The organism is Paenibacillus senegalensis JC66, assembly GCF_000285515.1.
Taxonomy (GTDB): Bacteria; Bacillota; Bacilli; order Paenibacillales; family NBRC-103111; genus Paenibacillus_L; species Paenibacillus_L senegalensis.
This window is the reverse complement of record NZ_HE610957.1, coordinates 916,745-940,924: the sequence shown is the minus strand read 5'-3', so window position 1 is coordinate 940,924 and position 24,180 is coordinate 916,745. Positions and strand designations below refer to the sequence as shown.

21 protein-coding genes and 1 tRNA gene are annotated in these 24,180 nt (G+C 49.2%); 18 read left to right on the top strand and 4 right to left on the bottom strand.

Going from position 1 to position 24,180, the window contains the following annotated elements; all coding sequences use genetic code 11:
• Positions 1–178: 178 nt before the first annotated feature.
• From PSHG_RS04545 to PSHG_RS04470, 16 genes are all read left to right on the top strand, one after another.
• On the top strand, positions 179–652 hold the full coding sequence (locus tag PSHG_RS04545; RefSeq protein WP_010270047.1) for a hypothetical protein: 474 nt from the start codon (positions 179–181) through the stop codon (positions 650–652).
• A 221-nt stretch (positions 653–873) separates the two neighbouring features.
• Positions 874–1,692, top strand: a complete 819-nt coding sequence (locus tag PSHG_RS04540; protein WP_010270046.1) for a YveK family protein — start codon at positions 874–876, stop codon at positions 1,690–1,692.
• Positions 1,673–2,371: a CpsD/CapB family tyrosine-protein kinase gene (locus tag PSHG_RS04535; RefSeq protein WP_010270045.1), complete on the top strand. Its 699-nt coding sequence runs from the start codon at positions 1,673–1,675 to the stop codon at positions 2,369–2,371. Before PSHG_RS04540 ends, PSHG_RS04535 begins: the two co-directional genes overlap by 20 nt.
• Before the next feature lie 172 nt (positions 2,372–2,543).
• Positions 2,544–3,452: a UTP--glucose-1-phosphate uridylyltransferase GalU gene (galU, locus tag PSHG_RS04530; RefSeq protein ID WP_042121400.1), complete on the top strand. Its 909-nt coding sequence runs from the start codon at positions 2,544–2,546 to the stop codon at positions 3,450–3,452.
• The gene (locus PSHG_RS04525; protein ID WP_010270043.1) at positions 3,453–4,139 is read left to right on the top strand and encodes a sugar transferase; all 687 of its coding nucleotides are present in this window, start codon (positions 3,453–3,455) and stop codon (positions 4,137–4,139) included.
• Positions 4,139–5,407 carry a glycosyltransferase family protein gene (locus tag PSHG_RS26575; RefSeq protein WP_010270042.1) on the top strand — a complete coding sequence of 423 codons (1,269 nt, stop codon included), beginning with the start codon at positions 4,139–4,141 and terminating at the stop codon, positions 5,405–5,407. Before PSHG_RS04525 ends, PSHG_RS26575 begins: the two co-directional genes overlap by 1 nt.
• A 16-nt stretch (positions 5,408–5,423) precedes the next feature.
• Positions 5,424–6,530, top strand: coding sequence for a glycosyltransferase family 4 protein (locus PSHG_RS04515; RefSeq protein ID WP_010270039.1), 1,107 nt, complete (start codon positions 5,424–5,426; stop codon positions 6,528–6,530).
• The gene (locus tag PSHG_RS04510; RefSeq protein WP_010270038.1) at positions 6,527–7,711 is read left to right on the top strand and encodes a glycosyltransferase family 4 protein; all 1,185 of its coding nucleotides are present in this window, start codon (positions 6,527–6,529) and stop codon (positions 7,709–7,711) included. The genes PSHG_RS04515 and PSHG_RS04510 overlap by 4 nt, the downstream gene beginning before the upstream one ends.
• Before the next feature lie 30 nt (positions 7,712–7,741).
• Complete coding sequence (murB, locus tag PSHG_RS04505; protein ID WP_042121394.1) at positions 7,742–8,623, top strand: UDP-N-acetylmuramate dehydrogenase; 882 nt, start codon at positions 7,742–7,744, stop codon at positions 8,621–8,623.
• A gap of 71 nt (positions 8,624–8,694) precedes the next feature.
• Complete coding sequence (locus tag PSHG_RS04500; protein ID WP_010270034.1) at positions 8,695–10,032, top strand: UDP-N-acetylglucosamine 1-carboxyvinyltransferase; 1,338 nt, start codon at positions 8,695–8,697, stop codon at positions 10,030–10,032.
• A gap of 20 nt (positions 10,033–10,052) precedes the next feature.
• Entirely contained in the window at positions 10,053–11,369 is a 1,317-nt protein-coding gene (locus PSHG_RS04495; RefSeq protein ID WP_010270030.1) for an oligosaccharide flippase family protein, read from the top strand.
• Between the two features lie 35 nt (positions 11,370–11,404).
• Positions 11,405–12,412, top strand: coding sequence for a glycosyltransferase (locus PSHG_RS26570; protein ID WP_010270026.1), 1,008 nt, complete (start codon positions 11,405–11,407; stop codon positions 12,410–12,412).
• A complete protein-coding gene (locus PSHG_RS26565; RefSeq protein WP_010270023.1) occupies positions 12,333–13,766 on the top strand; it encodes a glycosyltransferase in 1,434 nt (477 codons plus the stop codon). Before PSHG_RS26570 ends, PSHG_RS26565 begins: the two co-directional genes overlap by 80 nt.
• Positions 13,767–15,152 carry a sugar phosphate nucleotidyltransferase gene (locus PSHG_RS04480; protein WP_010270021.1) on the top strand — a complete coding sequence of 462 codons (1,386 nt, stop codon included), beginning with the start codon at positions 13,767–13,769 and terminating at the stop codon, positions 15,150–15,152. It abuts the gene before it with no gap.
• 93 nt (positions 15,153–15,245) lie between these two features.
• On the top strand, positions 15,246–16,577 hold the full coding sequence (locus PSHG_RS04475) for a UDP-glucose dehydrogenase family protein (RefSeq protein ID WP_010270018.1): 1,332 nt from the start codon (positions 15,246–15,248) through the stop codon (positions 16,575–16,577).
• 262 nt (positions 16,578–16,839) lie between these two features.
• Positions 16,840–18,588, top strand: a complete 1,749-nt coding sequence (locus tag PSHG_RS04470) for a hypothetical protein (protein WP_010270015.1) — start codon at positions 16,840–16,842, stop codon at positions 18,586–18,588.
• Positions 18,589–18,826: 238 nt separating this feature from the next.
• Here PSHG_RS04470 and PSHG_RS04465 read toward each other — a convergent pair whose 3' ends face one another.
• Positions 18,827–19,183 (bottom strand): helix-turn-helix domain-containing protein, encoded by a 357-nt coding sequence (locus PSHG_RS04465; protein WP_026021188.1) that lies wholly within the window; start codon positions 19,181–19,183, stop codon positions 18,827–18,829.
• Positions 19,184–19,443: 260 nt separating this feature from the next.
• On the bottom strand, positions 19,444–20,739 hold the full coding sequence (locus PSHG_RS04460; RefSeq protein ID WP_010270009.1) for an adenylosuccinate synthase: 1,296 nt from the start codon (positions 20,737–20,739) through the stop codon (positions 19,444–19,446).
• Between the two features lie 142 nt (positions 20,740–20,881).
• On the opposite strand from PSHG_RS04460, the gene PSHG_RS04455 reads away from it, so the two are divergent.
• The gene (locus tag PSHG_RS04455; RefSeq protein WP_010270006.1) at positions 20,882–21,787 is read left to right on the top strand and encodes a LysR family transcriptional regulator; all 906 of its coding nucleotides are present in this window, start codon (positions 20,882–20,884) and stop codon (positions 21,785–21,787) included.
• Between the two features lie 95 nt (positions 21,788–21,882).
• Positions 21,883–21,955: transfer RNA gene (locus PSHG_RS04450), tRNA-Val, on the top strand.
• 215 nt (positions 21,956–22,170) lie between these two features.
• On the opposite strand, the gene PSHG_RS04445 is transcribed toward PSHG_RS04450, so the two are convergent.
• Both PSHG_RS04445 and PSHG_RS04440 read right to left on the bottom strand, forming a co-directional pair.
• Complete coding sequence (locus PSHG_RS04445; RefSeq protein WP_010270003.1) at positions 22,171–23,025, bottom strand: manganese catalase family protein; 855 nt, start codon at positions 23,023–23,025, stop codon at positions 22,171–22,173.
• 424 nt (positions 23,026–23,449) lie between these two features.
• Positions 23,450–23,968: a DUF3231 family protein gene (locus tag PSHG_RS04440; protein ID WP_010270002.1), complete on the bottom strand. Its 519-nt coding sequence runs from the start codon at positions 23,966–23,968 to the stop codon at positions 23,450–23,452.
• Positions 23,969–24,180 lie beyond the last annotated feature (212 nt).

Sequence of the window (24,180 nt, the reverse complement as noted above, 5' to 3'; positions counted from 1 at the left end):
AATTGAATTCTTCGACATGGATCGACATAATTTTCAAGCTTTCTATTTTATACTAATCAAAACGTATATCATTTTTTTAAAAAATTGTAGAATTCACAAATTAAAAGATGTAGAAATTGAAATCTGCAGGTCAAAAAGTGTAGAATCGACAGAGTTTCCGTAAGATGGAGGGAAATCGATGAGAAAAGATCGGCAAAGTGCGGTTGGAGCGAGATACTCGGTCGCTGGCAAACAGCTTGATCAGATTTCAGATAGTCTGCAAATGCTGCTTGAACGAAAACGACAAGCTCTAAGAGTTAGCGAATTCCTTGCGCGGCTCGCAAATGACCCCGGTTTGTCAGACCAGGAAATTTCCTCGGGCCGGATCAGTATTACCGAATGGATTCATCTTACGAAATATCCGCTCAAAAAAGAAATGGTTTATAACTACGACAAAAAACGCTTTGAAGCTGAAAACGACAAATCGACAATAAATTTTTCATTGCTCCTCACGCTATTACTGCAAAAGCAAGGATTGAACTGCACCTCCGAGGAATTGATGGAGCACGTTCTCCAAGGCGGAAGTGTCGATGAATTTTTACAAAAAAATAAAAGACCCATTACTATAGGAAGATCTGGTCGATTTTTTTGTAAGAAGATTCAGAAAAAATAAAAAAGTCAAAAAAACGGTTTGCAAAAATATTCTTTATGAACTATAATCATCCATGAATCAACCTCGTAACGAATAATTAATTTTTCCTCGACAAAAAAGTATTCGGCAAATTACGAGGTTTACTGCTAATTGACGTCAAACATGTGAATGTGGATGTGTTCAAAGAAGAACGGAGAGAGGGTAGAAGAGACCTCATTTTTTTTAGCAAAAAAGGTCGCGAAATGAATAATATATATCCGTTATTGTTCGCGATTGAAAACAAGACTGAACAAACGGAGGTCAATCCATTGGAGTTAAAACAATACTGGTACATTGTGAGAAAGCGCTTATGGCTAGTCGTCCTGTTGATTATTACCGCTTGCTTGGCAGCCGGGGTTTACTCCTTTTACTTAGTGCAGCCCAAGTACCAAGCTTCGACAAAGCTGATCGTTAATCAAGCACGTGATTCCACGCAAATGGCCGCTCCGGTAGATATGAACAGCATCAGCTCAAACATCCAGCTGGTCAAAACCTATAAAGAAATCATCCGCACTCCGCGAATTATGGATAAAGTCGTTGATCGCTTTCCCGAATTAAAAGCAACGAGCGGGGAGCTGATGGAAAAAGTTAATGTCAGCTCTGTTAATGATACTCAGGTGATGTCCTTAACAGCCGTGGACCATTCGTATGAACGTGCGGCCCAAATAGTGAATGCGGTTTCTGTTGTATTTCAGGAGGAAATTCCTCTGCTATTCGCTATAGATAACGTTTCTCTGCTTAATGAAGCCGATCCATTGCGTACCGCTCCCCCAGTGTCGCCAAATCCGGCATTAAATTTGACAGTTGCTTTTCTGCTGGCGCTCCTGCTCGGTATTGGATGTGCTTTCCTGCTGGAGTACTTAGACGACACAATCAAAACAGAAGAAGATATTGCAGCGGTATTGCAGCTGCCGACTCTTTCCGTGATTCCTAAAATACAGAACAGCGATTTGCTCGAGCCGAAAGCTAAAGCGGCAAGTGAAGCAGTCAGGAGGGGGAAAAATGTCACGATCGAGACTTAAATGGCCACTGATTACCGACTCCAATCCTAAGTCACCGGTTTCAGAAGCCTATAAAATTTTGCGGACAAATATCGAATTCACAAACCTGGAGGATAAAACCCAGTCGATTATGATCACCTCCACCCGAATGAGAGAAGGCAAAAGCACGACTTCCGCTAATCTCGCGGTAGCTTTCTCGCAGGCTGGAAAAAAGGTGCTGCTGATTGATGCCGATATGCGCAAGCCCACTCAGCATCACGTCCTCGGCTTATCCAATCGGACTGGCTTGTCCTCCGCGCTGAGCAACCAGCATGAACTGCTGGAGGCAATTCAAAAAACAACTATTGAAGGGGTCGATGTCCTCTGCTCCGGACCGGTTCCTCCTAATCCATCGGAGATGCTCGCATCCAAAAGAATGGAGGCCTTATTGGAGTCCGCCAGAGAGTCATATGATCTTATCATTTTAGATACGCCACCCGCGCTGGTCGTGGCTGATGCCCAGATTGTCGCTGCCCGATGCGACGGCGTCTTGCTGGTGGTGGATTGTGGAACGATCAAAAAAACAGAAGCTCTAAAAGCGAAGCAAAAGCTGGAGCATGTCAACGCTAGGATGCTTGGCGTTGTGCTTAACAATGTAAAGCGCGGCCGGGATGATCACTATGCCTACTATTACTACGGGGAACGCGAAGCATTGAATTAAGCATTCACAGGTAAAGTCTCCTGCACCTCTATCACTGGAGACACTCGGTCATGCTGTGGGTTTGAGCTCAAACCTTAGACGTTTTATCGTCGAGAGTGTGATGTGAGGGAGGGTTAGATGCCCTAAGTTTCATTAAACGTCAAACCACAATAAAAAGAATGGGTGATAGATGATGAAAAAGGTAAAGAAAGCGATTATTCCAGCTGCCGGGTTAGGTACCCGCTTCTTGCCGGCAACAAAGGCCATGCCAAAAGAGATGCTGCCCATCGTGGACAAACCGACGATTCAGTACATTGTGGAAGAGGCCGTGGAATCAGGCATTGAAGACATCATCATCGTGACCGGCAAGGGGAAGCGGGCCATCGAGGATCATTTCGACCATGCTTTTGAACTGGAGAACAACTTGTTTGGCAAGGGGAAGTTTGAATTGCTGGACGAAGTAAGAAGATCCTCGAATGTCGATATTCATTACATTCGCCAGAAGGAAGCTAAAGGGCTTGGCCATGCGGTATGGTGCGCGCGCAACTTTATTGGCAGCGAACCATTCGCAGTACTGCTGGGAGACGATATCGTGCGAGCCGATACTCCCTGCATCAAGCAGCTGACTCAGCAATATGAGCTTACTCAAAAATCGGTTATCGGCGTTCAACGGGTACCGGAAGAACAAACCCACCGGTATGGTATCGTGGATCCTTCAGACCGTTTCGACCGGCTTTATCAGGTAAGCCGCTTTGTAGAAAAGCCGGCCCCCGGTCAGGCTCCTTCCAACTTGGCTATTATGGGAAGATATGTCCTGACTCCGGAAATATTTGATTACCTGGGGGAGCATGAGATTGGAGCCGGCGGAGAAATTCAACTCACGGATGCCATTCAGAAATTAAATATGTCGCAAGGCGTCTATGCTTACGACTTTGAAGGTACACGCTACGATGTGGGTGAAAAGCTGGGGTTTATTTTTACGACTATCGATTTTGCGCTGAACAACAAAGATTTGCGGTTACCGCTCTTAAGTGCAATGGAGGAAATTTTGGAGAAACAGCATTTCTCGCCTTATTTGGCAGCCAGCAGGGAGAGGATGTGAATGAGCCAGCAGGAGTGGGAAGTGAACCTGAGTTCCAAGATGATGTATGGGAAGCAGGACATAACCCGGGTTAAGGAAAAAGCATCCTATTTGATTATGAAACGAACACTGGATTTGAGCGGTGCTATCGTCGGTTCCCTCGTGCTGATGCCTCTGTTTTTGCTGCTAGCAGTTTTAATCAAGCTTGAGGACCCTAAGGGTGCGGTGTTGTTCAAGCAGGTAAGAATCGGCAAAAACGGCAAACCATTCTATATGTATAAGTTCCGCTCCATGGTATCCAATGCCGAGGAGCTGCTTGCCGAATTGCTGGAAAAGAACGAAATCGAAGGCGCTATGTTCAAAATGAAAAATGACCCTCGTGTCACCCGAATTGGCCGCTTCATGCGCAAAACAAGTCTCGATGAGCTCCCTCAGTTCATTAATGTGCTGCGGGGGGATATGAGTCTCGTTGGGCCGAGGCCGCCGCTTCCCCGTGAAGTTGTCACTTATTCGCTGTATGAGAAGCAGCGGCTCTTGGTCACTCCAGGCTGCACAGGCTTGTGGCAGGTAAGCGGACGCAACCATTTGAGCTTCCATGAAATGGTCGAGCTGGATCTGAAGTACATTCGGGAGCAATCGATCAAGCAGGATATTCACATTTTACTTAAAACATTCTGGGTCGTTATCTCCAATAAGGGTGCTTATTAATGAAGGAACATGATTTTATATGCAACAATCTAGCGCGACAATTAACTGTTGTGTTTGCCAGCCACACGTATATCGGCAGCCCGTTTGTCGTGGGCTCTCATCATCTGGCAAATCAATTCGCAAAAATGGGCCATACGGTATTTCACTTAAGCACACCGATCTCCCCGGCCCATCTATTGAAGGTTAACGGCAGCAGCTGCAGGGTGCGATTTGCCAACTGGCTTAAGGGAGGAGAGCGCAGGAATCGCGTCATCAACTACGTTCCTTTCACCTTCATCCCCTGGAATATTGCGAAATATTATCACCGTAAAAATCTAATGTATTCCGCCTGTTGGCCGCCGCTTCCCAGAAAAATCAAACAGTATGGTATCAGAGAAATCGATTTGCTGCTTATCGATCAATACAGCTTCGTTGGCTTGGAGGAGCTAATTCGACCGAAGGTTTCCATCTATAGGGCAACGGATTTGTACAGTGAAATGGGCAATGACCAGCGCATTGACCAGCTGGAAGAGCAACTGGTTCAGCGGGCTGATGGAATTATTGCTACATCGGCGCCGGTGCTCAAGCAATTAAGAAGATATAATGCAGCCAAGCCGTGGCTGCTGCTGGAAAACGGGGTCGATTTTGCCCACTTCTATCACAAAAGCGATCCTCCTTCGCCATTATCCGGATTGGGGGGGCCTATTGCGATTTATGCAGGTGCGCTGGATGATAGGCTGGATCGTGCGGCTCTGAAATTCCTCGCAACAGCGCTTCCGGAATTGCAGCTTGTCCTGATCGGTCCGTGTAATGCCAAGGATCGAGGTTATTTTCAAGCCTGCTCGAATGTGCATTTATTAGGACAAGTGGATTATGCTGAACTCCCTTACTATTTAAACTATGCGACCTTCGGCTTGCTGCCTCTAAGCGATCATCCGGCTAACGAAGGAAGAAGTCCGATGAAGCTTTATGAGTATGCAGCCTCAGGACTTCCGGTTATAGCCAGGCATACGAAAGAACTGGGGAGAAGAGAAGAGCGTCATGTCCATCTCTACAAGTCGCTGGAGGAACTGATCGGGCAGGCCAGGCAGCTGATGAAGCATGCCGGGAGCGCTGCTCTGGACCGGGAGTCTATTTGCCAATCCGCCCATATCCACTCCTGGGAGAGTAAAGCGGAACAACTGATTGACTTTGCGGAGGGGATTGCAAGGAATACAGGAAGCCCGGACAAGCTGTTATCAGGCTCTGGCGCTCTCCAGGAAAGCCTGGCCTCTTCATCATCCGGCTAGCAAAGGGGGATGTCTGTTGGTCACCGTATATATTAATGGAAGATTTCTGACTCAATCGACAACCGGGGTTCAAAGGGTAGCGATTGAGGTTGTTAAATCACTGGATGATCTTATAGCCGATGGCGTGATTCATCCGGACTGTTCATTTAAGATTTTGGCGCCAAAACATATCAAACAGCAATTGTCATTGCGTCATATCCCGATTATGCAAGTAGGCCGGTTAACCGGTCATGCCTGGGAGCAGATCGAGCTGCCGCTGTATTCCGGGGGAAATCTGCTGCTGAACTTATGCGGGCCGGCGCCGCTATTGAAGCGCAAGCAAATTGTAACCATCCATGACGCTGCAGTTTTTGCAAACAGCGAGAACTTCTCTGCGAAGTTCACGGCTTGGTACCGCTTTTTGTTTCGGAGCTTGAAATATCGCTCCAAAAAATGGATTACCGTATCCCAGTTTTCCAAGGATGAATTGCAAAAATACGTCCGTATCCGCGAGCAAAACATCAGTGTGTACCATTTAGGCGCGGATCATATGGAAAAAACTCAAGCGGACCCGCGCATTTTGCAGAAGCACGAGTTAACAGACGGCGGCTATATCTTGGCTGTGAGCAGCAAAAGTCCCAACAAAAATTTTGGAGCCATTATCCAAAGCCTGGAGCTGCTTCAAGCCGCAGACTTTCAATGCGTCATTGTCGGTGGAGCCCACAATCCGGTGTTTCAGTCGGGTAAAGCCGGCGTCACGGCTTCTAGCCGGGTGAAGTTCATAGGCTATGTTACCGATGAGGAATTAAAGGCGCTGTATGAGCATGCGGCCTGCTTTGTATTTCCTTCCTTTTATGAAGGCTTTGGACTGCCGCCGGTTGAGGCGATGGCCTGCGGCTGTCCGGTTATAGCGGCCGAAAGCGCATCCATTCCCGAGGTGTGCGGCTCGGGTGCGCTGTACTGCAACCCTTATCAGGCCGAGGACATTGCCGATAAAATAAAGCTCCTTTTGCATAATGATCCTCTCCGCCGCCAGTTAAGACAGACGGGACAAGAGCATGCGGCACAATACCGCTGGAGAAAGACTGCGTCAGGCATCTGCACGGAAATCGAGAATCTGCTGTATGGAGGCGGGACTCCATGAGAAAAAAGATCTTGTTCATATGCGAGGCGATGGGCGGCGGTGTCCGCAAGCATGTGCTTGATATTTTGCTAAAGCTAGACTTAAGCCGCTATCAGGCTTTTTTTATTTACAATGATCAGCGCAATTGCGAAGTGTTCCGGGATCATATGGACATTCTCCGCGACCGTGGAATTCAGCTCTACCGGGTGAAGGAACTGGTCCGCTCGATGTCGGTTTCGCAGGACTGGCGTGCTCTGCTTCGGGTGATTCGAATCATTCGCCAAATTCAGCCTGATCTGATCCACTGCCATTCTTCTAAAGCCGGCGGAATCGGAAGATTGGCTGGCAAATGGTGCGGAATCCGAACAATTCTTTACACGCCGCATGCGTATGCGTTCCAAGATGAAAGCTTGAGCCGCTGGAAAAAGCAGGTTTACCTGACCATGGAACGGCTGCTCGGACGAATTACGTCACTAACGATCAATGTGTCGGAGGGCGAGCGCCGCTTTGCGCAGGAGCACCGGCTGGCTGCAGCAGCCAATTCGGTACTCATCTATAACGGAATTGACCCTCCACGACAGCGTGAGCGCCGCGGAGACGAGAAAGTGGTGATCGGGACATCAGCCAGGTTTGACGATCAGAAGGATCCCTGGACCTTTTACAAAATCGCCAAGGCGATCGTTGCGGAATACGATCATGTGGATTTCGTGTATGTCGGTGACGGGGTCTACAAGCAGGACATCGGGCAGGCAATTGCCCGCGAGGGACTTAGCGGCCGCATTCATCTCGCCGGCTTTCAAAAAAATGTGATGGACTGGATCGAATCCTTCGATATTTATATGACCACTTCCCTTTATGAAGGGCTTCCTTATTCCCTGGTGGAGGCGTTGAGCTTCGGAAAGCCTATTGTCGCCACCGATGTGACCGGCAACAATGAGGTCGTAATCGATCACTATAACGGCTTGTTATTTGAGGCCAAACAGGCAGAACAAGGGGTGGACAGACTGAAGCAGCTTTTAGATGACCCGCAGCGGCTGCGGCTGTACGGGGAAAGAAGCCGGCAGCTATTCAAGCAGCATTTTACCTTGGACCATATGATGAGGTCCCTGGAGCTTGCTTATGAAGGCCGGGTTCCCGTCAATGCTCCTGTCACAGCCTCATCAGCTGGAGAATTGTATTTCAAGAGCAAGCGCAATGCTTAAAACGAGAAAGGAGAAGCCGGGGTGAAGGTAATGTTTAGCGACCTGCAGTGCACGGTGACGGAAAACCTTGAATTAAAACGCCTCACTACATTAGGAGTGGGAGGGCCCTGCAAATACTGCGTAACTCCAAACCGTCTGGCTGATTTAAGCGAGGTGTATACCCGTTGTTTAACGGAGCAGCTGCCCGTGCTGATCGTCGGTAATGGCTCCAATCTGCTGCCTGATGATAAAGGCTATGACGGTGTCGTCATTCATGCAGGCAAGCGGCTGAAAACCTTCAAGATTGTCGATAACATCGTGTACGCTGAAGCTGGAGTTCCGCTGCCGAAACTTGCTTTTTCCATGGCCAGGGAAGGACGCAGCGGTTTTGAATTTATGGCGGGAATTCCCGGAACAGTGGGAGGCGCCATTGTTATGAATGCGGGCTGCTTGGGACACGACACCGCGGAGGTGCTGCAATCGGTAACGTTTCTTGATGAGAGAGGACTGATTCAGACTCGCAGCAAGGAAAGTCTCGGCTTCTCGTTCAGGGAAAGCATGCTGCAGCGAATTCCAGGATTAATCTTAAGCGCCTCCTTCTACGCTCCATTGGCGGAGCATCCCGAGGAAGTGATGGCTAAGACGAGGCGGGCGGCAGACATTCGCAAGCAAAAGTTTCCTATCCAGGTTGCAACGGCTGGCAGCACGTTTAAGAGCCCGCCCGAGGGACCGCATCCCGGCCGCTTGATAGAGGAAGTAGGGCTCAAAGGCTTTCAAATCGGTTCAGCACAGATCAGTCCGGTTCATGCGAATTGGATTATTAATCTGGGGGGAGCAACCTCAAGCGATGTTAAGGCGCTTATGGAGGTTATGCAAAATACGGTTGCCCGAAAGCTCGGCATTGTGATGGAGCCCGAGGTGCTAATGGTTTAGGCGGCGAGCTGCCGAAAGGGGCAAGCGAGAAAACAGGGGCCGGGCAGCACAATAGAATGAAGGAGGATGTCATGGAGCGCGCTCTAAGAACAACAGAAGTGAGGAGAACGTTAAATGAACCGTATCTCCTTATAGAGGGAGGAACGCCGATATATGGCGAGGTTCATCTGCCAGGGGCAAAAAACTCTGCCCTGCCCGCAATAGTGGCCGCCTGCTTGTCGGAAGAGGAAGTGACGCTTCATAACGTGCCGCTGGAGCTGAATGATGTGAAGCAGCTGATCCGGCTGCTGACCAATTCAGGCGCCCAAGTCCGGACATGCGGGCAGAGCTTGATTTGCCGCGGAGCCGAATGGACAGGAGGCACGCTGGATGCTGAATTGGCAGGAAAGATCAGACATTCGCTGCTTCTGCTGGGAGCGGCTGCGCATTGGCGCAGCTCTCTTTTTTTACCGCTGCCGGGCGGGTGCAGCATCGGAAACCGCAAGCACGATCTGCATCTGGCTGCCCTGCAGCAAATTGGTTTTGCGATAGAAGAGAGTGAACTGGGCATCCATTTAAGGGCAAGTGAACCACGGCAGGAGGTCACGGTTAAACAGAGCTACCCAACCTTTGGCGGCACACTCAATGTACTATTCGCCTCTGTACGGTCGAATGCTGTCGTGACCCTGCAGAATGCGGCCCGCAATCCCGAGGTGCAGGATGTCATCAGGCTGTTGATGCAGATGGGAGCGAGGATCGAGTGGCTGGCGCCGACAGTTCTTCGCATTACCGGGGTAGAGCGGCTTCATGGGGCCAAGCATACGGTGATGAGTGATAGAATCATCGCTTCCACCGTGATCTCCGCCGTGGCTGCAACGAAGGGACGGGCCACGATTCACAACGCCACAACGAAGGTGCTGGAGTCGGAAGTGGCGGTGTGGCGGCAGGCGGGGCTTACGATTGAGGAAGGAGAGAACCGGATTAGGGCCGAATGGACACGACAGCTTCATGCCGTCGATGTAACGACGTCAGCTTATCCCGGCTTCCATACCGATATTCAGCCGCTGCACACCGTCATGATGATGAATGCCCGCGGAACTTGTTCTTTGAAGGAAACGATTCTTGACGGAAGGTTTGCCTATTGCCGTGAATTGAACAAGCTGGGAGCTCACATTGAAGTCAGGGACGGCGATTTTACATGTGTAAACGGCGCACCCGGACAGATGGCGATAATCCATGGAGTAGAACAGCTGACGGGCCACGATCTTATCGCCACAGATATTCGCGGCGGCGCGGCGGTAGCCGTCGCCGCGCTGGCCGCCCGCGGTGTCAGCAGAATCACGAACCTATATCAGTTGGAGAGAGGCTATGGAAATTTTGTGGAATTGTTCCGTGCACTCGGAGCCAACATCAGGAAGGTTACTCCGTAACAGAACGGAAGGAATAACCCATGAATAAAACTGGCATGCTGTTTCAAGTGATGACGACTATCGGTACACGGATGGTAGTGCTATTCGGAGCCTTTCTCGTTTCCGTCATTCTGGCCAGACTGCTGGGTCCGGAAGGCAAAGGCATCATCACTGCCGTACTGGTTATTCCGACTCTTGTCGTCACAATTGCGGATCTCGGAATCCGTCAGGCATCGGCTTATTTTATCGGAACGAAAGCTTATAGGTACGAGGATATAGTATCTTCCCTGATCTTTCTGTGGATGATGACCTCGCTGATCAGTATTGCTGTGGTAAGCGTTATTTTAGCGCTGCAGTACGGGGGAAAATATGATTGGAAAATCCTTGCTGCCTGTATCATGACCATTCCGGTTAATCTCGGCATTCAATATTTGAGGGGCATCATGCAGGGCAGGGGGCGGATAGGCAGCATTAATAAGGTAGAGATCATTAAGACTTTTTTGAACTTCACCATTTTGCTGCTGCTGGTCTGGCTGTTTGGCATGGGTGTGCTTGGTGCTGCCTTGACTCAGTTGCTTATGGCCCTGTTTACGTTAGGGTATTCCATCAAGCTGCTGATTGGCGAAGTGAAGATAAAGCTCAGGTACATACATCCCCTCCCCTTGCAACTGATACGCAAAGGATTTTCCTTTGCTTTTGCCTTATTTATCATTCAGATGAACTACCGGGTCGATATCGTTATCCTCGAGTATTTTACGAACATTAGCGAGGTTGGCATTTACTCGGTAGGCACGAATCTGTCAGAGCTCATCTGGCAGCTTCCGGCGGCGGTCGGCCTGATTTTATTTTCACGCAGCGCTAATTCTGATTCAGCCCAAGCGGCAGTGGAAAGCACGGCCCGCCTGATCCGCATGGTCATACCGTTTTTAATCGTATTTGGCTTGTTTTTCTGGCTGTTGGCGCCCTTGCTTATCGGACTTTTATATGGTGCTGATTTTGCCGCTTCAGGCATTGTAATTCGCTATCTGCTGCCGGGTATTCTCGTCATGGTCATCTTCAAGCTGATCCACTCTGACTTATCCGGACGGGGTGCCCCGCTTGTCTCATTAAACGTTTCCCTAATCGCGCTTGCTGTCAATCTTGTCCTCAATCTCCTGCTGATTCCCCGCATGGGCGCTATTGGCTCCGCTATTGCATCAAGCGTCAGCTATTCGATAGCCGGGCTTTCCTTTGTGTGGATTTATGCCCGCCGGGAATCCATTCGCGTACGCGATGTGCTTGTGCTTAACCGCGAGGACTGGGAGCTGATCAAGCAGAAGCTGGCGATCCGCCGTTTTGGTATTAACAAAATAAGCTAAATGCGTCTAAGCAGACATGATGGAGATGAAAAACTATGCTCGTATCGATACTTACCGTGTATTATAACCGGGCGGATCAGGTTGAGGAGTCGATTCAAAGCTTGTTGAGTCAAACTTATCGGAATATGGAGATCATCGTGGTAGATGATGGCTCTACGGACCGAACCTTGGAGAAGCTGAGCCAGTATAACGATCCCAGGCTCCGGATTATCACCCACAGCAACCGCGGCTTTACCCGCTCGATTATCGAAGCGGTCAGGCAGAGCAGAGGGGAATTGATTGCTATACATGGCTCGGGGGACTACTCCTATCCGGACAGAATTGAAAAGCAGGTTCGGCTGCTTCAAGCCCGTCCGCAGGTAGGAGTCGTGGGCTGCCATGTGGAGAATGCGAACAAAGTAACGGGAACGAGCGCTTTGTTTCACAAGTTCAACCCTAATGAATCTGCTGTGGATCAACTGCTTCGCTACAATATTTTTACCCATGGCGAGGTCATGTTCCGGCGATCGGTTTATAACCAGGCCGGGGGTTACCGGGAGCTGTTCAAGTTTACCCAGGACTACGATTTGTGGCTGAGGATGGCGTTATGCACACAGTTTGCCACAATAGATGAAGTGCTGTATCGCAGATATACGCTTCCGGATGGAGTCAGCGCTTCTACCGAGAAAATGCTTGTTCAAAGGTATTTGGCGGAATTCGCCAGGCAATGTCTGGAGCAGCGCAGGAAATCGGGTGAAGACTGGATAGATCGTTACGGGGAGCACAGCATGTTTTTTATGGAGAAAAGCAAGCGCTTAGCCCGCAGCCTGAGGGACTTGGCAAGAATAGCTGCGCTTCAGGATAAAGACTTGCCCAAAGCTCAAAGGCTGATCCGTTTAAGCTTGCAGGAGCAAAGCCATTTGCTTGGGGTTATTTGTTCTTGGGGATTAAGCATTATGATTAAGCATTCTGCCATCAAGCGGCTTGGCTTCTCGGCGCTGGAAAACTGGCGAGGGGCTAGGCGGAAGCTGGCTGGAGGCAAATCCAGAGTCCCGGAACGATAAATCGCAGTATAGAGAGGGGGAGAATGAACTGAGGATTGCTTTTCTGGTCGGTTATTTTCCGGCGCTGTCCGAGACCTTTGTGCTGAATCAAATGACCGGTTTGCTCGATAGGGGCCATCAGGTAGATATTTATGCTTCTTCCGCCCGCAAGGAATCAGCCGTGCACCCGGATGTGGAGCGGTACGAATTGCTTAAGCATTGCCATTACCGGGATATTCCCGCTTCCAAGGTTATGCGCTATTTAAAGATGATCTGGTTATTTCTCCTTTACTTCCCGCGGCATCCCCGCGCTTTGATTCAGTCGCTCAATGTGTTCAAGTATTCTCGGGAGGCCTTATCGCTGCAGCTGTTTTATAGTGTTATTTCTATCCTGCGCACCGGCTGCAGAGATTACGACATGATCTACTGTCATTTTGGTCCTTATGGAAACCTGGCGGTTTATTTAAGAGAAATTGGCGCGCTGAGTGGCAAGGTGGTGACGACCTTTCACGGCTATGATGTTACTTCCTACCTGCAGGAAAGAGGAGACAAGGTGTATTCTGGTTTATTTGCCAAAGGCGATTTATTTCTGCCAATCAGCAAACGCTGGAAGGAGCGGCTGATCGAGCTGGGCTGTCCCGAACATAAAATTGTCATTCACCGCATGGGAATTGACACGTCATTGATCCCCTGTTCTAGCGGTTCCGGGCTGCCAAACACGCCAAAGACGCCAGTTCGTTTAATCGCTATCGCCCGCTTGGTAGAAAAGAAGGGCATCGAGTACGGGATCCGGGCTGTCGCTCAGCTGATCGTCAGACATTATCGGATTCGCTTTACGATCGTAGGCGAGGGGCCGCTTCGCACGGAACTGCAGAAGCTTATTGAAGACTTGAATATGGAAGAGGAGATTCAGCTTGTCGGCTCCAAAACTCAAGAAGAGATTACGCAATTATTAACCGAATCGGATTTGTTCATAGCCCCAAGTGTGACAGCGGCAAATGGAGATCAGGAGGGCATTCCTGTCGTATTGATGGAAGCAATGGCTGCGGGCCTGCCAATTATTTCTACCTGGCACAGCGGAATTCCGGAGCTGGTGCGCGACGGCGTAAACGGGTATTTGGTACCGGAGAAAAACGTGCTGCTGCTGGCCCATAAGCTTAAGGAGCTGATCGATAATCGCTGGCAATGGGGGGCGATGCGAGCCGCCGGCAGGCAAATCGTAGAAGAGGAATATGATATCCGCCGCTTAAATCAGCGTTTGGAACGTATTTTGCTGGAAGCCGCGGAATTGACGGCAGAAGGAGAACATGGAGAACAAGGAGAAAGCCCCGCTTTTAAGAAGCGGAGCATAAGGGAACAGGAGGGAGCTTTTTAGATGAAACTGATTATGCTTTCGGGAGGCTCCGGCAAGCGGCTATGGCCGTTATCCAATGAGGTTAGATCCAAGCAGTTTTTGCGGATTCTGCCCGCTCCTGACGGAGACAAAGAATCGATGCTGGAAAGAATATGGCGCCAGCTCAGGCAAGCGGGGTTAAGCTCTGATGTTCATATCGCAACTGGCAAAGCACAGGTAGACATGGTACAGAGTCAGCTCGGCAGCTCCGTTCCGTTAATTATTGAACCGGAGCGCAAGGATACATTTCCCGCCATCGCATTGGCCGCTGTTTACCTTTATTCCATGAGAGGGGTCGGTCTTGATGAGGTCATTACCGTCTTCCCTGGTGATCCTTATGTAGAGGATGCTTTTTTTCGCGAGTTCAAGAAGCTTGGACAGGTGCTTGCCGAATCGGGGGCGGATCTCGCTCTGATCGGGGTGCAGCCTACTTATCCTTCCGAGAAATACGGCTACATTGTGCCCGATATGAGCCATGCCAGGCACAATATGGCTGCAAGTTCTATTAAGGTCAAGCGTTTTACAGAAAAGCCCTGCAAAGCCGAGGCCAGTGAACTGCTCAAGCAGTCGGCGCTTTGGAACTGCGGGGTTTTTGCTTTTCGTCTGGGGTATTTGATCCAGCTGCTGATCGATGCCCGGCTGCCCATACAATATGAGGAAATGCTGAAGCAGTATGGAGCGATGGAAGCAATAAGCTTTGATTACAAGGTGGTCGAGCAGGCGCAAAAGGTTGTTGTCTGCCCTTATGATGGCTGCTGGAAGGACCTGGGGACCTGGAATACGTTAACCGAAGAAATGAGCGATTCAACGCTTGGGGCGGTCCGGATGACGGAGGACTCGCGCAATACCCATGTAATAAACGAGCTGGGCATCCCCGTCGTAGTTCTTGGCATATCCGATGCGGTAATTGCTGCCAGTCCTGATGGAATTTTAGTGTCGGAAAAAGGAGCAAGCCCGCGTTTAAAGGATATGTTAAGTCCGGATAAGCAAAGGCCCATGTACGAGGAACGCCGCTGGGGTTACTATCACGTCCTTGATTCGGCCGTTTATCCCGATGGCAAAAAAGTGATGACCAAACGGGTACATCTGCGGACGGGTCAAAATTTCAGCTATCATTACCACAATTTTCGCTCCGAAGTATGGACTGTGCTGTCGGGTGAAGGTCATCTGATCCAGGATGGCCATTTCCGCAAAGTGGAAGCCGGAGACGTGGTATACATCCCCGCCGGCAGTCGGCACAGTCTGTTTGCTCTTCAAACCATGGAAATTGTGGAAGTGATGAGAGGCACGCGGCTGGACGAGGAAGATAGTGTCCGCTTGGATTTGCTGTGGGAAACGATTAGGCAGCTTAGCATTAGCGGTTCATAAGCTGGGAAGCGATATCGGGCGCGGATTGAGACTTAAAAAGCGGTGGAAAAATGTCCAGAGCCGTGTAATCAATGAAAACGGGAGATGAGCGGGATGAATATTACCGTAATAGGCACTGGCTATGTGGGTCTCGTATCCGGTGTTTGCTACGCCGAGCGAGGGCACAAGGTCATTTGTGTGGATAAAGATATTGATAAAATCGCTAAGCTTCGAGCTGGAGAAATCCCGATCTATGAGCCGGGCTTGAAGGAAATCGCCGACCGCAACCGGGAAGCCGGGCGGCTCGCTTACACCAGCGAGCTTGGCGAAGCGATAAAGGACGCCGAGATCGTCATGATCGCGGTTGGAACCCCACCGCTTCCTAATGGGGAAGCAGATATGCAATATGTGGAAAAAGCAGCGGAGGAAATAGGTTCGCTGTTGAACGGCTACAAAGTTATTTGCATAAAAAGCACGGTACCGGTAGGGACGAACGAGAGAGTTCAAGCGATCATAGCTTCTAACACGCGGCAACCGTTCGATATAGCATCGGTGCCGGAATTTTTAAGAGAAGGCACTGCCATACAGGATACCCTGTTTCCAGACCGTATCGTCATTGGAGCGGAAAGCGTACTTGCCATCGATCGGCTAGTTCAGCTTCACGATTCCTTGTCGAGTCACTTCGTGGTGACGGATATTCGCAGTGCCGAGATGATTAAGTATGCCTCCAACGCTTTCTTGGCGACCAAAATCTCATTTATAAACGAGATTGCCAACATTTGCGAAAAAGTAGGCGCCGATGTGTCCGAGGTTTCATATGGCATGGGGCTGGACCAGCGGATCGGCCCGTCCTTTCTAAGAGCCGGAATCGGCTATGGCGGCTCCTGCTTCCCCAAGGATACGAAAGCGCTCATCCAAATTGCCGGAAACGTGGAGTACGATTTCAAGCTGCTAAAGTCGGTTGTGGAAGTTAACCAGCATCAACGCTACGGGATCATTGATAAGCTGCGGAGCGCATTAGGAAACCTTACCGGGAAAAAAATCGCCATATGGGGGCTGGCCTTCAAGCCGGAAACCGATGATGTGAGGGAAGCCCCGGCATTGGAAATTGTTCAGCGTCTCATTTCTCTTGGCGCTGTCATTCGGGTCACCGATCCGATTGCGATGGACAACTTTCGCAGGCAGATGGACCACCCGTCAATTGTCTGGTGCGATTCAGCGTTAGAAGCAGCTGCGGATAGCGATGCTGTCTGCTTGTTAACGGAATGGGACTGCTTCGTGCAGGCAGATTTGCATGAGGTGGAGATGGTTATGGCCAGACCCGTGCTCATCGATGGGCGCAACGTGTTTACCCGTCAGCAGTTGGAGGGAACTCATTTTGCCTATTATCCGATCGGGCGCCCGGCTCTTCTTATGGAGGATTTGGCCGTACAGCAGCTTCTTTGATCCTCGCGTAATCAAAGGGGCTGCGGCACCAGGGGAGGCGAAGGTGTCCTGGCTACCGCTTCAGCTATCAACCAGCAATTCGCTTCAGCTGTTAACCAGCACTTAGAGTGGAGGGATTGAAGAATGGGCAGACGTTCTCGTTCGCCGCCTGCGGACTGAGCTGTTAAAAGCAAGCAGTTTCACATTCCGATTCCCTATTACCCTTTTTTCCTCATTCCAATTTCCAACCAAGTACCAGACTAAAACTACTGAGGTGAGGCTATTGAAAGTCAAGCAGAAAACGGTTGCCGCGGTTTTGGCCTTTAGTATGGCTGGAACCATGATCAGCGCTCTTCCTTTAAGCGGACAAGGCCTTGCCGCTAAGTGGGGCATTGTTCAAACCGCTTATGCGGCAGAAGATTCCTTTTATAACGAACGATTTATTGAACGTATGCGTGAGTTCCACAGCGCTCTTCATCAAGGAACGGATGACGAGGTCCAGTCCGTTCGTAATTTACGCGATGAGATTAAAGGCTTGACTTACAAACGTCATGGTCATTTAATTGATCCGGTGTGGAACAAGCTTCGGGGCAAGGTCGATCCATCCTCGAAGGAGATTTTGTTTAACTTTATTGTGGCAGTCGGGGGCATGCAGTATGATCCCGATTTTGCCAACCTGGAGGAAATTCGCACAGATCCGGCATTCCATGCCGCCATTCAAGGGATTGCAACAGCCGGTGGGCAAGAGGATTTGACGATCGAGCATATTATGGAATTTATATTTGGCAGCGAGGATGGAAGCAAGCCGGGAATGGAAGGTACGATCCAAAGCCTGATTGCGCGGAGGAGCATGACTCAGTTGATCCCGCTTCTTGCCAGCGAGACTCAACAAAACGCTCTGCTCAGAGAGGCTCTGAGTGAAATGCTTGAGCAGACCGACACCTATGAGGTGAGTGCCATTCTGGCCAATCTCGGCATCACGGAGCAAAATCTGATGGATACCTTAATGCGATTCCGCAAGCAATTAAGACATGATTCGGCAGCTCAAAACGCGTTGATACTGGCCTATGTTCGTTCAGAAATTCAGGAGCGTGTCGTCATATCTGAAGATGGGCGCCAGCATCGCTATTCACTTGAGTTGTTTGGCTTTGACATTCCGAACAATCTCGTTCGCTGGAGAAAGAGCGGCGGCAGTCCGGATGTTACGGTGACGAATCAAGGTGTGGTTAGCATCCCTGAACAGGTGGCCACGGCAACGGCTACCATTGAAGCCTTGATTTTGAATCGGGTCATTTTTAGCAAAGAAGTAACTCTAATTGCGGAAGAAAATCCTTCGGACGATTTCCTGCAGGATTATATCGCGCAAATGAACAGCATTATTTCCCAACTTGCGAATGCCAGTGATGCGGAAAAAAGGCGGCTCGTGCAGGAGGCAGTCTGGCTGTCCCAGCAAACGTGGGGCTCCTTGACGACAGTGGAAGCGGATGAGATGGTACGCGTTATTGCGGGCAACGCCATTTTCCGACCGGAAACGAGTGATGTGCTCGAAGCCGTGGAGGAGATGGTGAATGGGGAAGCTGTCATTCGTGATTATATGCAAAGAGTTGAAGCTGCTGCTGAGGTAAGCTTGAATGACCGGTTCCTCACGAGAACCTTCGGCTTTAACTTAAGCAGTGTGGAAGAGGACCGTCTTGACATTATTATTCCAAAGGCAGTGCTGGATGAAGTTCTGGAAGCCAATATTACGGACATCTACTTCCAAGCCTACGGGATGAGAATGTTCGCTCCGATCGGCCAGTTCAACGGCGACCTTCTGCTTTCGATTCAGAAGCCGGCGTATGAATGGAACCGCTTGTTTAGTTCCGCCGCGTTCATGCAGGAAGTATACGAGATAGAAGTGCAGGAAAGCGGACAAACGGTAACCGAGCTGGAGGAGCCGATCCGGGTGGAGGTATCAGCGGAATCAGGCGGCACGACCGTGGAGTTTAAGGGCGGGGAAAAGGAAGGCAATCTCATAATTGAACAGAAATAAGATTTACCCCTATGTACGCACAAACAGCCCGGGTGGAACGGATTTTTCGTTCCTCCGGCTTGTTTTGTTAAGTCCAGTTAGATCCGATTGAGCAAATCAAGCACGGAATAAAGCCTGGAATAACGCTGTGATGGAATTGAAATAAAGCTGGATAAAAGCTTGGAATAAAACTAGATAAAAGCATGGAATAAACCGGAAACCATGTCTAACAGATTTACAGATGTTTTAGTAGGTTATATTAAGCATCTTCGGGCTTGGCATGACGATCACGAACGACACGCTCCAGAAGCTTTCGGACAAGCTCGATATCCTCCGGTTCCAATGGCACGCCGTCCCAATGAAGCTGATCGTGGTTAAGCAGCTCTCTCGCATTGTTACTAGGCTCTTGAGGCTCGGTGTACTCGGTGAGACCCAGCAAATAGTCCGCCGAAGTGTTCAATTTCTTGGCGATATTTTGAATCGTCTCCAATGTCGGCTGTCTATACCCGGATTCATATCCGGCGTAAGTGCTTTTAGCAACTCCGACCGAATCGGCGAGATCCTGCATAGTATATTTTCTCTTCTTTCTGAGCTGCTTAAGTCTCTTAGAGAACATAACCGGCTCCCCTTTCCGTACCCCATTAATCTTATTGGCAATGCAAATGTTTATTTGTTATTAATTAACCAATTATTTACATTCGCAAGACAAGTCGAGCGTGCCTAATAGAAGGCCCCGCTCAGCCCGCTGTATTAGACCTCGAATGGAAAACTTTATATAAAATAGATTAAGTAGTGTCACTCATTGTCATGTTCCATTCTCATTATACCATGATGAATCGAAATAAAGCATATAAACATAAAAACAACGATGGATTTTTATGACCTAATTGAACCGCGGGGCACGATTTCCTCACGCCCAGGCCCGCAGGAAATCCAGGAAAAGCGAATGCCAATTTCTTCCTCCAGCCGTTCGACATAGCACTGAGCATTGCGGGGAAGCTGTGAGTAGGAACGCACCCCGGAAATCGGGCATTTCCAGCCTGGCATTACCTCTAAGTCTGGCTCAGCATTATTCAATTTCGGCGTTTCCGGAAACTCGGTGACTCGCTTGCCGTCAATCTTGTAGGCCGTGCATATAGGGATTTCCTCCAGATAACCGAGCACATCCAAATTGGTCAGAATAGCCTCTGTGCTGCCCTGAATCTGACAACCGTAGCGCGTTGCCACTGCGTCAAACCATCCTACCCTGCGGGGACGGCCGGTTCTTGCCCCGAATTCCCCCGCATCACCGCCATGGACGCGCAGCTGTTCAGCCGTCTCTCCTTGTAATTCCGTCACAAAGGGTCCTGCTCCTACACAGCTGGAGTAAGCCTTAACTACGGAAATAATGCGGGTTACTGCATGTGGCGGCAGACCGGCTCCTACTGAAGCGAAACCAGCTAAAGTAGAGGAAGAAGTAGAATAAGGATAGATTCCGTGATCCGGATCCCGCAAGGCTCCGAGCTGCCCTTCCAGCAATATCTTTTGCCCGGATTCCCGGGCCTCGCGAAGCAGAACAGTAGTGTCGCATACGAACGGCCTCAGCCGCTCGGCCAGCTCCATCAGACCGGTCCATGCATCCTGCCAATTCCAAGGCGCTTTGCGGTATAGATGCCGGGCCAGGACGGTCTTCCCCGCCAGCGCCTGCTCCAGCTTGCGGATAAGCTGATCTCGCTCCCCGTAAAGATCCGCTACTTGGATTCCGACTTTCAAATATTTATCTGCGTAAAAGGGGGCGATCCCTTGTTTCGTGGAGCCGAACTGGCGACTAGCCAACCGCTCTTCCTCCCACTCGTCCATCAAGAGATGATAGGGCAGAACAAGCTGCGCCCGAGAGGATACCTTTAGCCGGGGTTCAGGCACACCTCGCGCGATTAATTGGTCCCATTCCTTGAACAGCTCGGTTAAGTTAAGAGCAACCCCGGGGCCAATTACATTGGTTGTGTGGGGATGAAACACGCCAGAGGGCAGCAGATTCAAAACTACCTTCCCATATTCATTAATAATGGTGTGCCCGGCATTGCTTCCACCCTGGAAGCGAACAATATAGTCAGCCTCCTTGGCCATCCAGTCTGTTATTTTACCTTTACCCTCGTCTCCCCAATTCGCACCGACAATAGCTGTTACACTCATGCTTAGCCACTCCTTGTTCTTAGTAGTTTTTGTTTAGTTTCCTTGCTGGTTTCTTGCGTGCTTGCTTAGCTTTAGAGTATACTGAATAAAGTTATAAATAAAATTGATGTTATTTATATTTCATATAAAATGAGTTGATACAATGAAAGTCGAAAATTTAGAGTGGTATAAGGTTTTTTATACGGTTGCCCATTCCGGAAGCTTGTCCAGAGCGGCTGAGGAAATGTATATTACCCAGCCGGCAGTCAGCTATATTGTTAAACAGCTTGAAGATCATCTGGCGGTACGGTTATTTTTTCGGACAGCCAAGGGAGTCACCTTAACTGCCGAGGGCGAAGCTCTCTATGCTTATATAGAAAAAGCGCTCCATCTTGTAGATGCTGGTGAGAAACATGTGGACCGGATGAAAAATCTCGAAACCGGAGAAATCATAATCGGAGCCAGTGATATGCTGTGCAAGCATTATTTGCTCCCGCATCTTGAGCTATTTCACCGGCGATATCCTGAAGTTTCTTTGCGGGTGACAAACCGGACCTCCCTGGAGTCTGTGGAGCTTTTGAAGCAGGGAAAAGTCGACTTCGCGGTTGTACATCTCCCTTTGAATGATGAGAAAGGGCTTATTGTATATGAGGGAGAGAGCTTGCAGGACAGCTTCGTGGCGGGTGCCAGCTATAAGCATTTGGCGGAGAACGGTGCTTTGGAATTGCGGGAATTGCTGAGCTACCCGTTATTATTGCTGGAGCAAGGAAGTAATTCCCGGCGCTTCGTCGACGAATTTGCAGGAAATGAAGGGGTGACGCTTGTCCCGGAAATTGAATTGGGGAGTCACGATTTGCTGGTTCAATTCGCAAGAATTGGCTTGGGGATAGCTTATGTAGTCAAAGATTTCGTGCAGGATGAGCTGAACAGCGGCGAGCTTTATGAAATCAAGCTGAAGCCGCAGCTTCCAGCTAGACGTATAGGTATCGTATCCTTGGCTGGGGTCCCTTTATCCGCAGCGGCCAAGCAATTCGTGGAGCTGCTTTGGCAGGAGAAAGAGAAGATATGAAATCTTACGGAAATCTTACTGACGATTAAAGTGAAAAAAAGAGTTTGACAATCGTATGTAAACTTGCTATTATACTATTTGTCTCCAAAAAATAAGACCTGATAGCTCAGCTGGGAGAGCACCATCTTGACAGGGTGGGGGTCGGCGGTTCGAGCCCGTCTCAGGTCATATCCGAGAAGCCTTGCTGCATAAGGCTTCTTTTTCATTCGTTTAACCGCAGATGGTCTTCAGGGCCGCTGCGGTTTTTCTTTTTTTATTGGGGCAAAACCTCTGGCAAAATGATTCCGGGGACAAATTGGGGACGAGTAAGCAACCATGCATAAAGTGTTTTTAGTTAATGGTTCTGGGAAAAAATGTATTGTTAGCTGTGGCGGCTCTGATTTTTAACAGGGGGGCATTGTATGACCTTTGCCTTTAATAACTCCTGGAGGCGTATTAAAAATATAAGGAGGAGCGGGAGAAAGATGGGGGGCTGGAGCTAACGGCTGCGGGTTCCCTACATACTGGAAGGTCCCGCATCCATCCATGCTAGGACCGCTAGCCCAGCGGCCAGACGCACTCTCGTCACCGCGTGAGAAATTAAAGAGTACGTGTTCAACCTCTCTTTTCTGCAAATCTCTTGGGAAAGTGCTAGGAACTACTACTCCTTCTTTAGCTTCCAGCTCTGCTATCGCTGCCAGCCATTGATTTTGATGCATAGTGTCTCTAGCTATCAGCCAAGCAAGCATATCTTTTACACCCCGGTCAGAAGTCTCTTCGTATAATCTTGCGACCTGAAGTCTTCCCTGAGATTCGGCATTTAGATTTGCCCGAAAGTCAGCTAATAAATTACCGCTAGCAATTGTGTACCTGGAGTTCCATGGATATCCAACGCTGTCGGTAGGGGTGGCACCCAAACCGGACACAATAGCATGCTGCGGGTTCATCCCTCCAAGTACAGCTGCCATCACAGGATTTTTGGCTGCGCTTTCCAAATCACCCACTGGAGCGCCATCTAACAAACGGGCAATCATCGTACACAACATTTCAATGTGGGCAAGTTCTTCTGTCCCTGTATCCATTAGTAGATCCTTATACTTGCCGTTACCGCGTAAATTCCAGCCTTGAAAAAGGTACTGCATAGCTACCGTGATTTCCCCGAATTGTCCTCCCAGAACTTCCTGCAATTTTTTGGCGTATAGAGGGTCAGGTTTCTCTGGTTTGGCATGGTATTGTAACTCCTTAATATGAAAAAACATAATCATAAGCCTCCAGTACTCGCAGTTTACGTCATTCTATGCCGGATTCAAGTTGTACTATTCTTTTTGATTGGAAAATTAACGATGGATTGGTAGGTGTTGTAAATATGGCTCGTGCATCATGTTTCATATCTGATAGCTCATCTGGAGAGCACCATCTTGACGTCAGGTCACTGTGATTGCACGTGGGAGAGACTACCAAGACCAAGAGGGTGACGGGTCGGCGGTTTCGATGCGGCGGCGAATTCAAGGCGGGAGGTATCGAGGTGGCGGAAACGATGCGGGAGGGGTATCGAGGTGGCTCAGGTCAAAAGCAAGGAAGCCCTTATTAGCAAGGGCTTCCTGACGTTCATGAACATATAGGCTTGAAGTGCTTGCAGCTATCGCTCAAAACGAGCTGATTAGACGCAGTGGATCGTGCTGATTAAACTTCAGCGTGCTCCGGTCTTTTCATATGCAGAGGGGGAGGGACCAACCAGCCCTTTTCCTTATTCATCTTGAGAATTCTTAGTCCTAATGCTGCTTTGGTCGCATGGTATTTGGCAAACAATGCTCCGATATCTTCCCTTATCGATTTGCCCATAATTTGGCTGCATGCCACCATGCCTGCCGATGTATCGATCGAAATAAGCGATGCTATTTCCGGATCGCTAATCCTTGCGCCGGGAGGAATATCAGCAGGTTTTGTTTCTGGTCTGTCTGGGAGAGCAGGAGAAGGTAAAATTCCATTACTAATAAGTATGGAATCACACTCCTTGGCTTCCAGCTCTGCCTGATCAATCAGATCATTCAAAATTTCTTTCAGATCATCGTCCCCAGCGTGAAAATTGTAAGCACGATAAATCGAAACACTTCCCTTTGCTTTCATGGAGAAACTCCAAACATCGAACATTTCGCCGTAGTGAAGAGGCTCGTCCTTTGGATTTCCGCTTAAAATACCCATATCCAACAGCTCCTTAATGGTTGTAAATTCAAGTTTATATTCCCCTTTTTTTGATCGTTATTCGTCAAATGAATTAGAACCATCGACTAAATGGATGTAAGAAGTCCATAAATTAGAACCTTTGCCAGATTGAAAATAAACTAAACCCGCCTGGCCTTAAGGAGATGGTCGGGCGGGTTAAAATTTAATTTGAATTTTTGTTTGAGCATTTT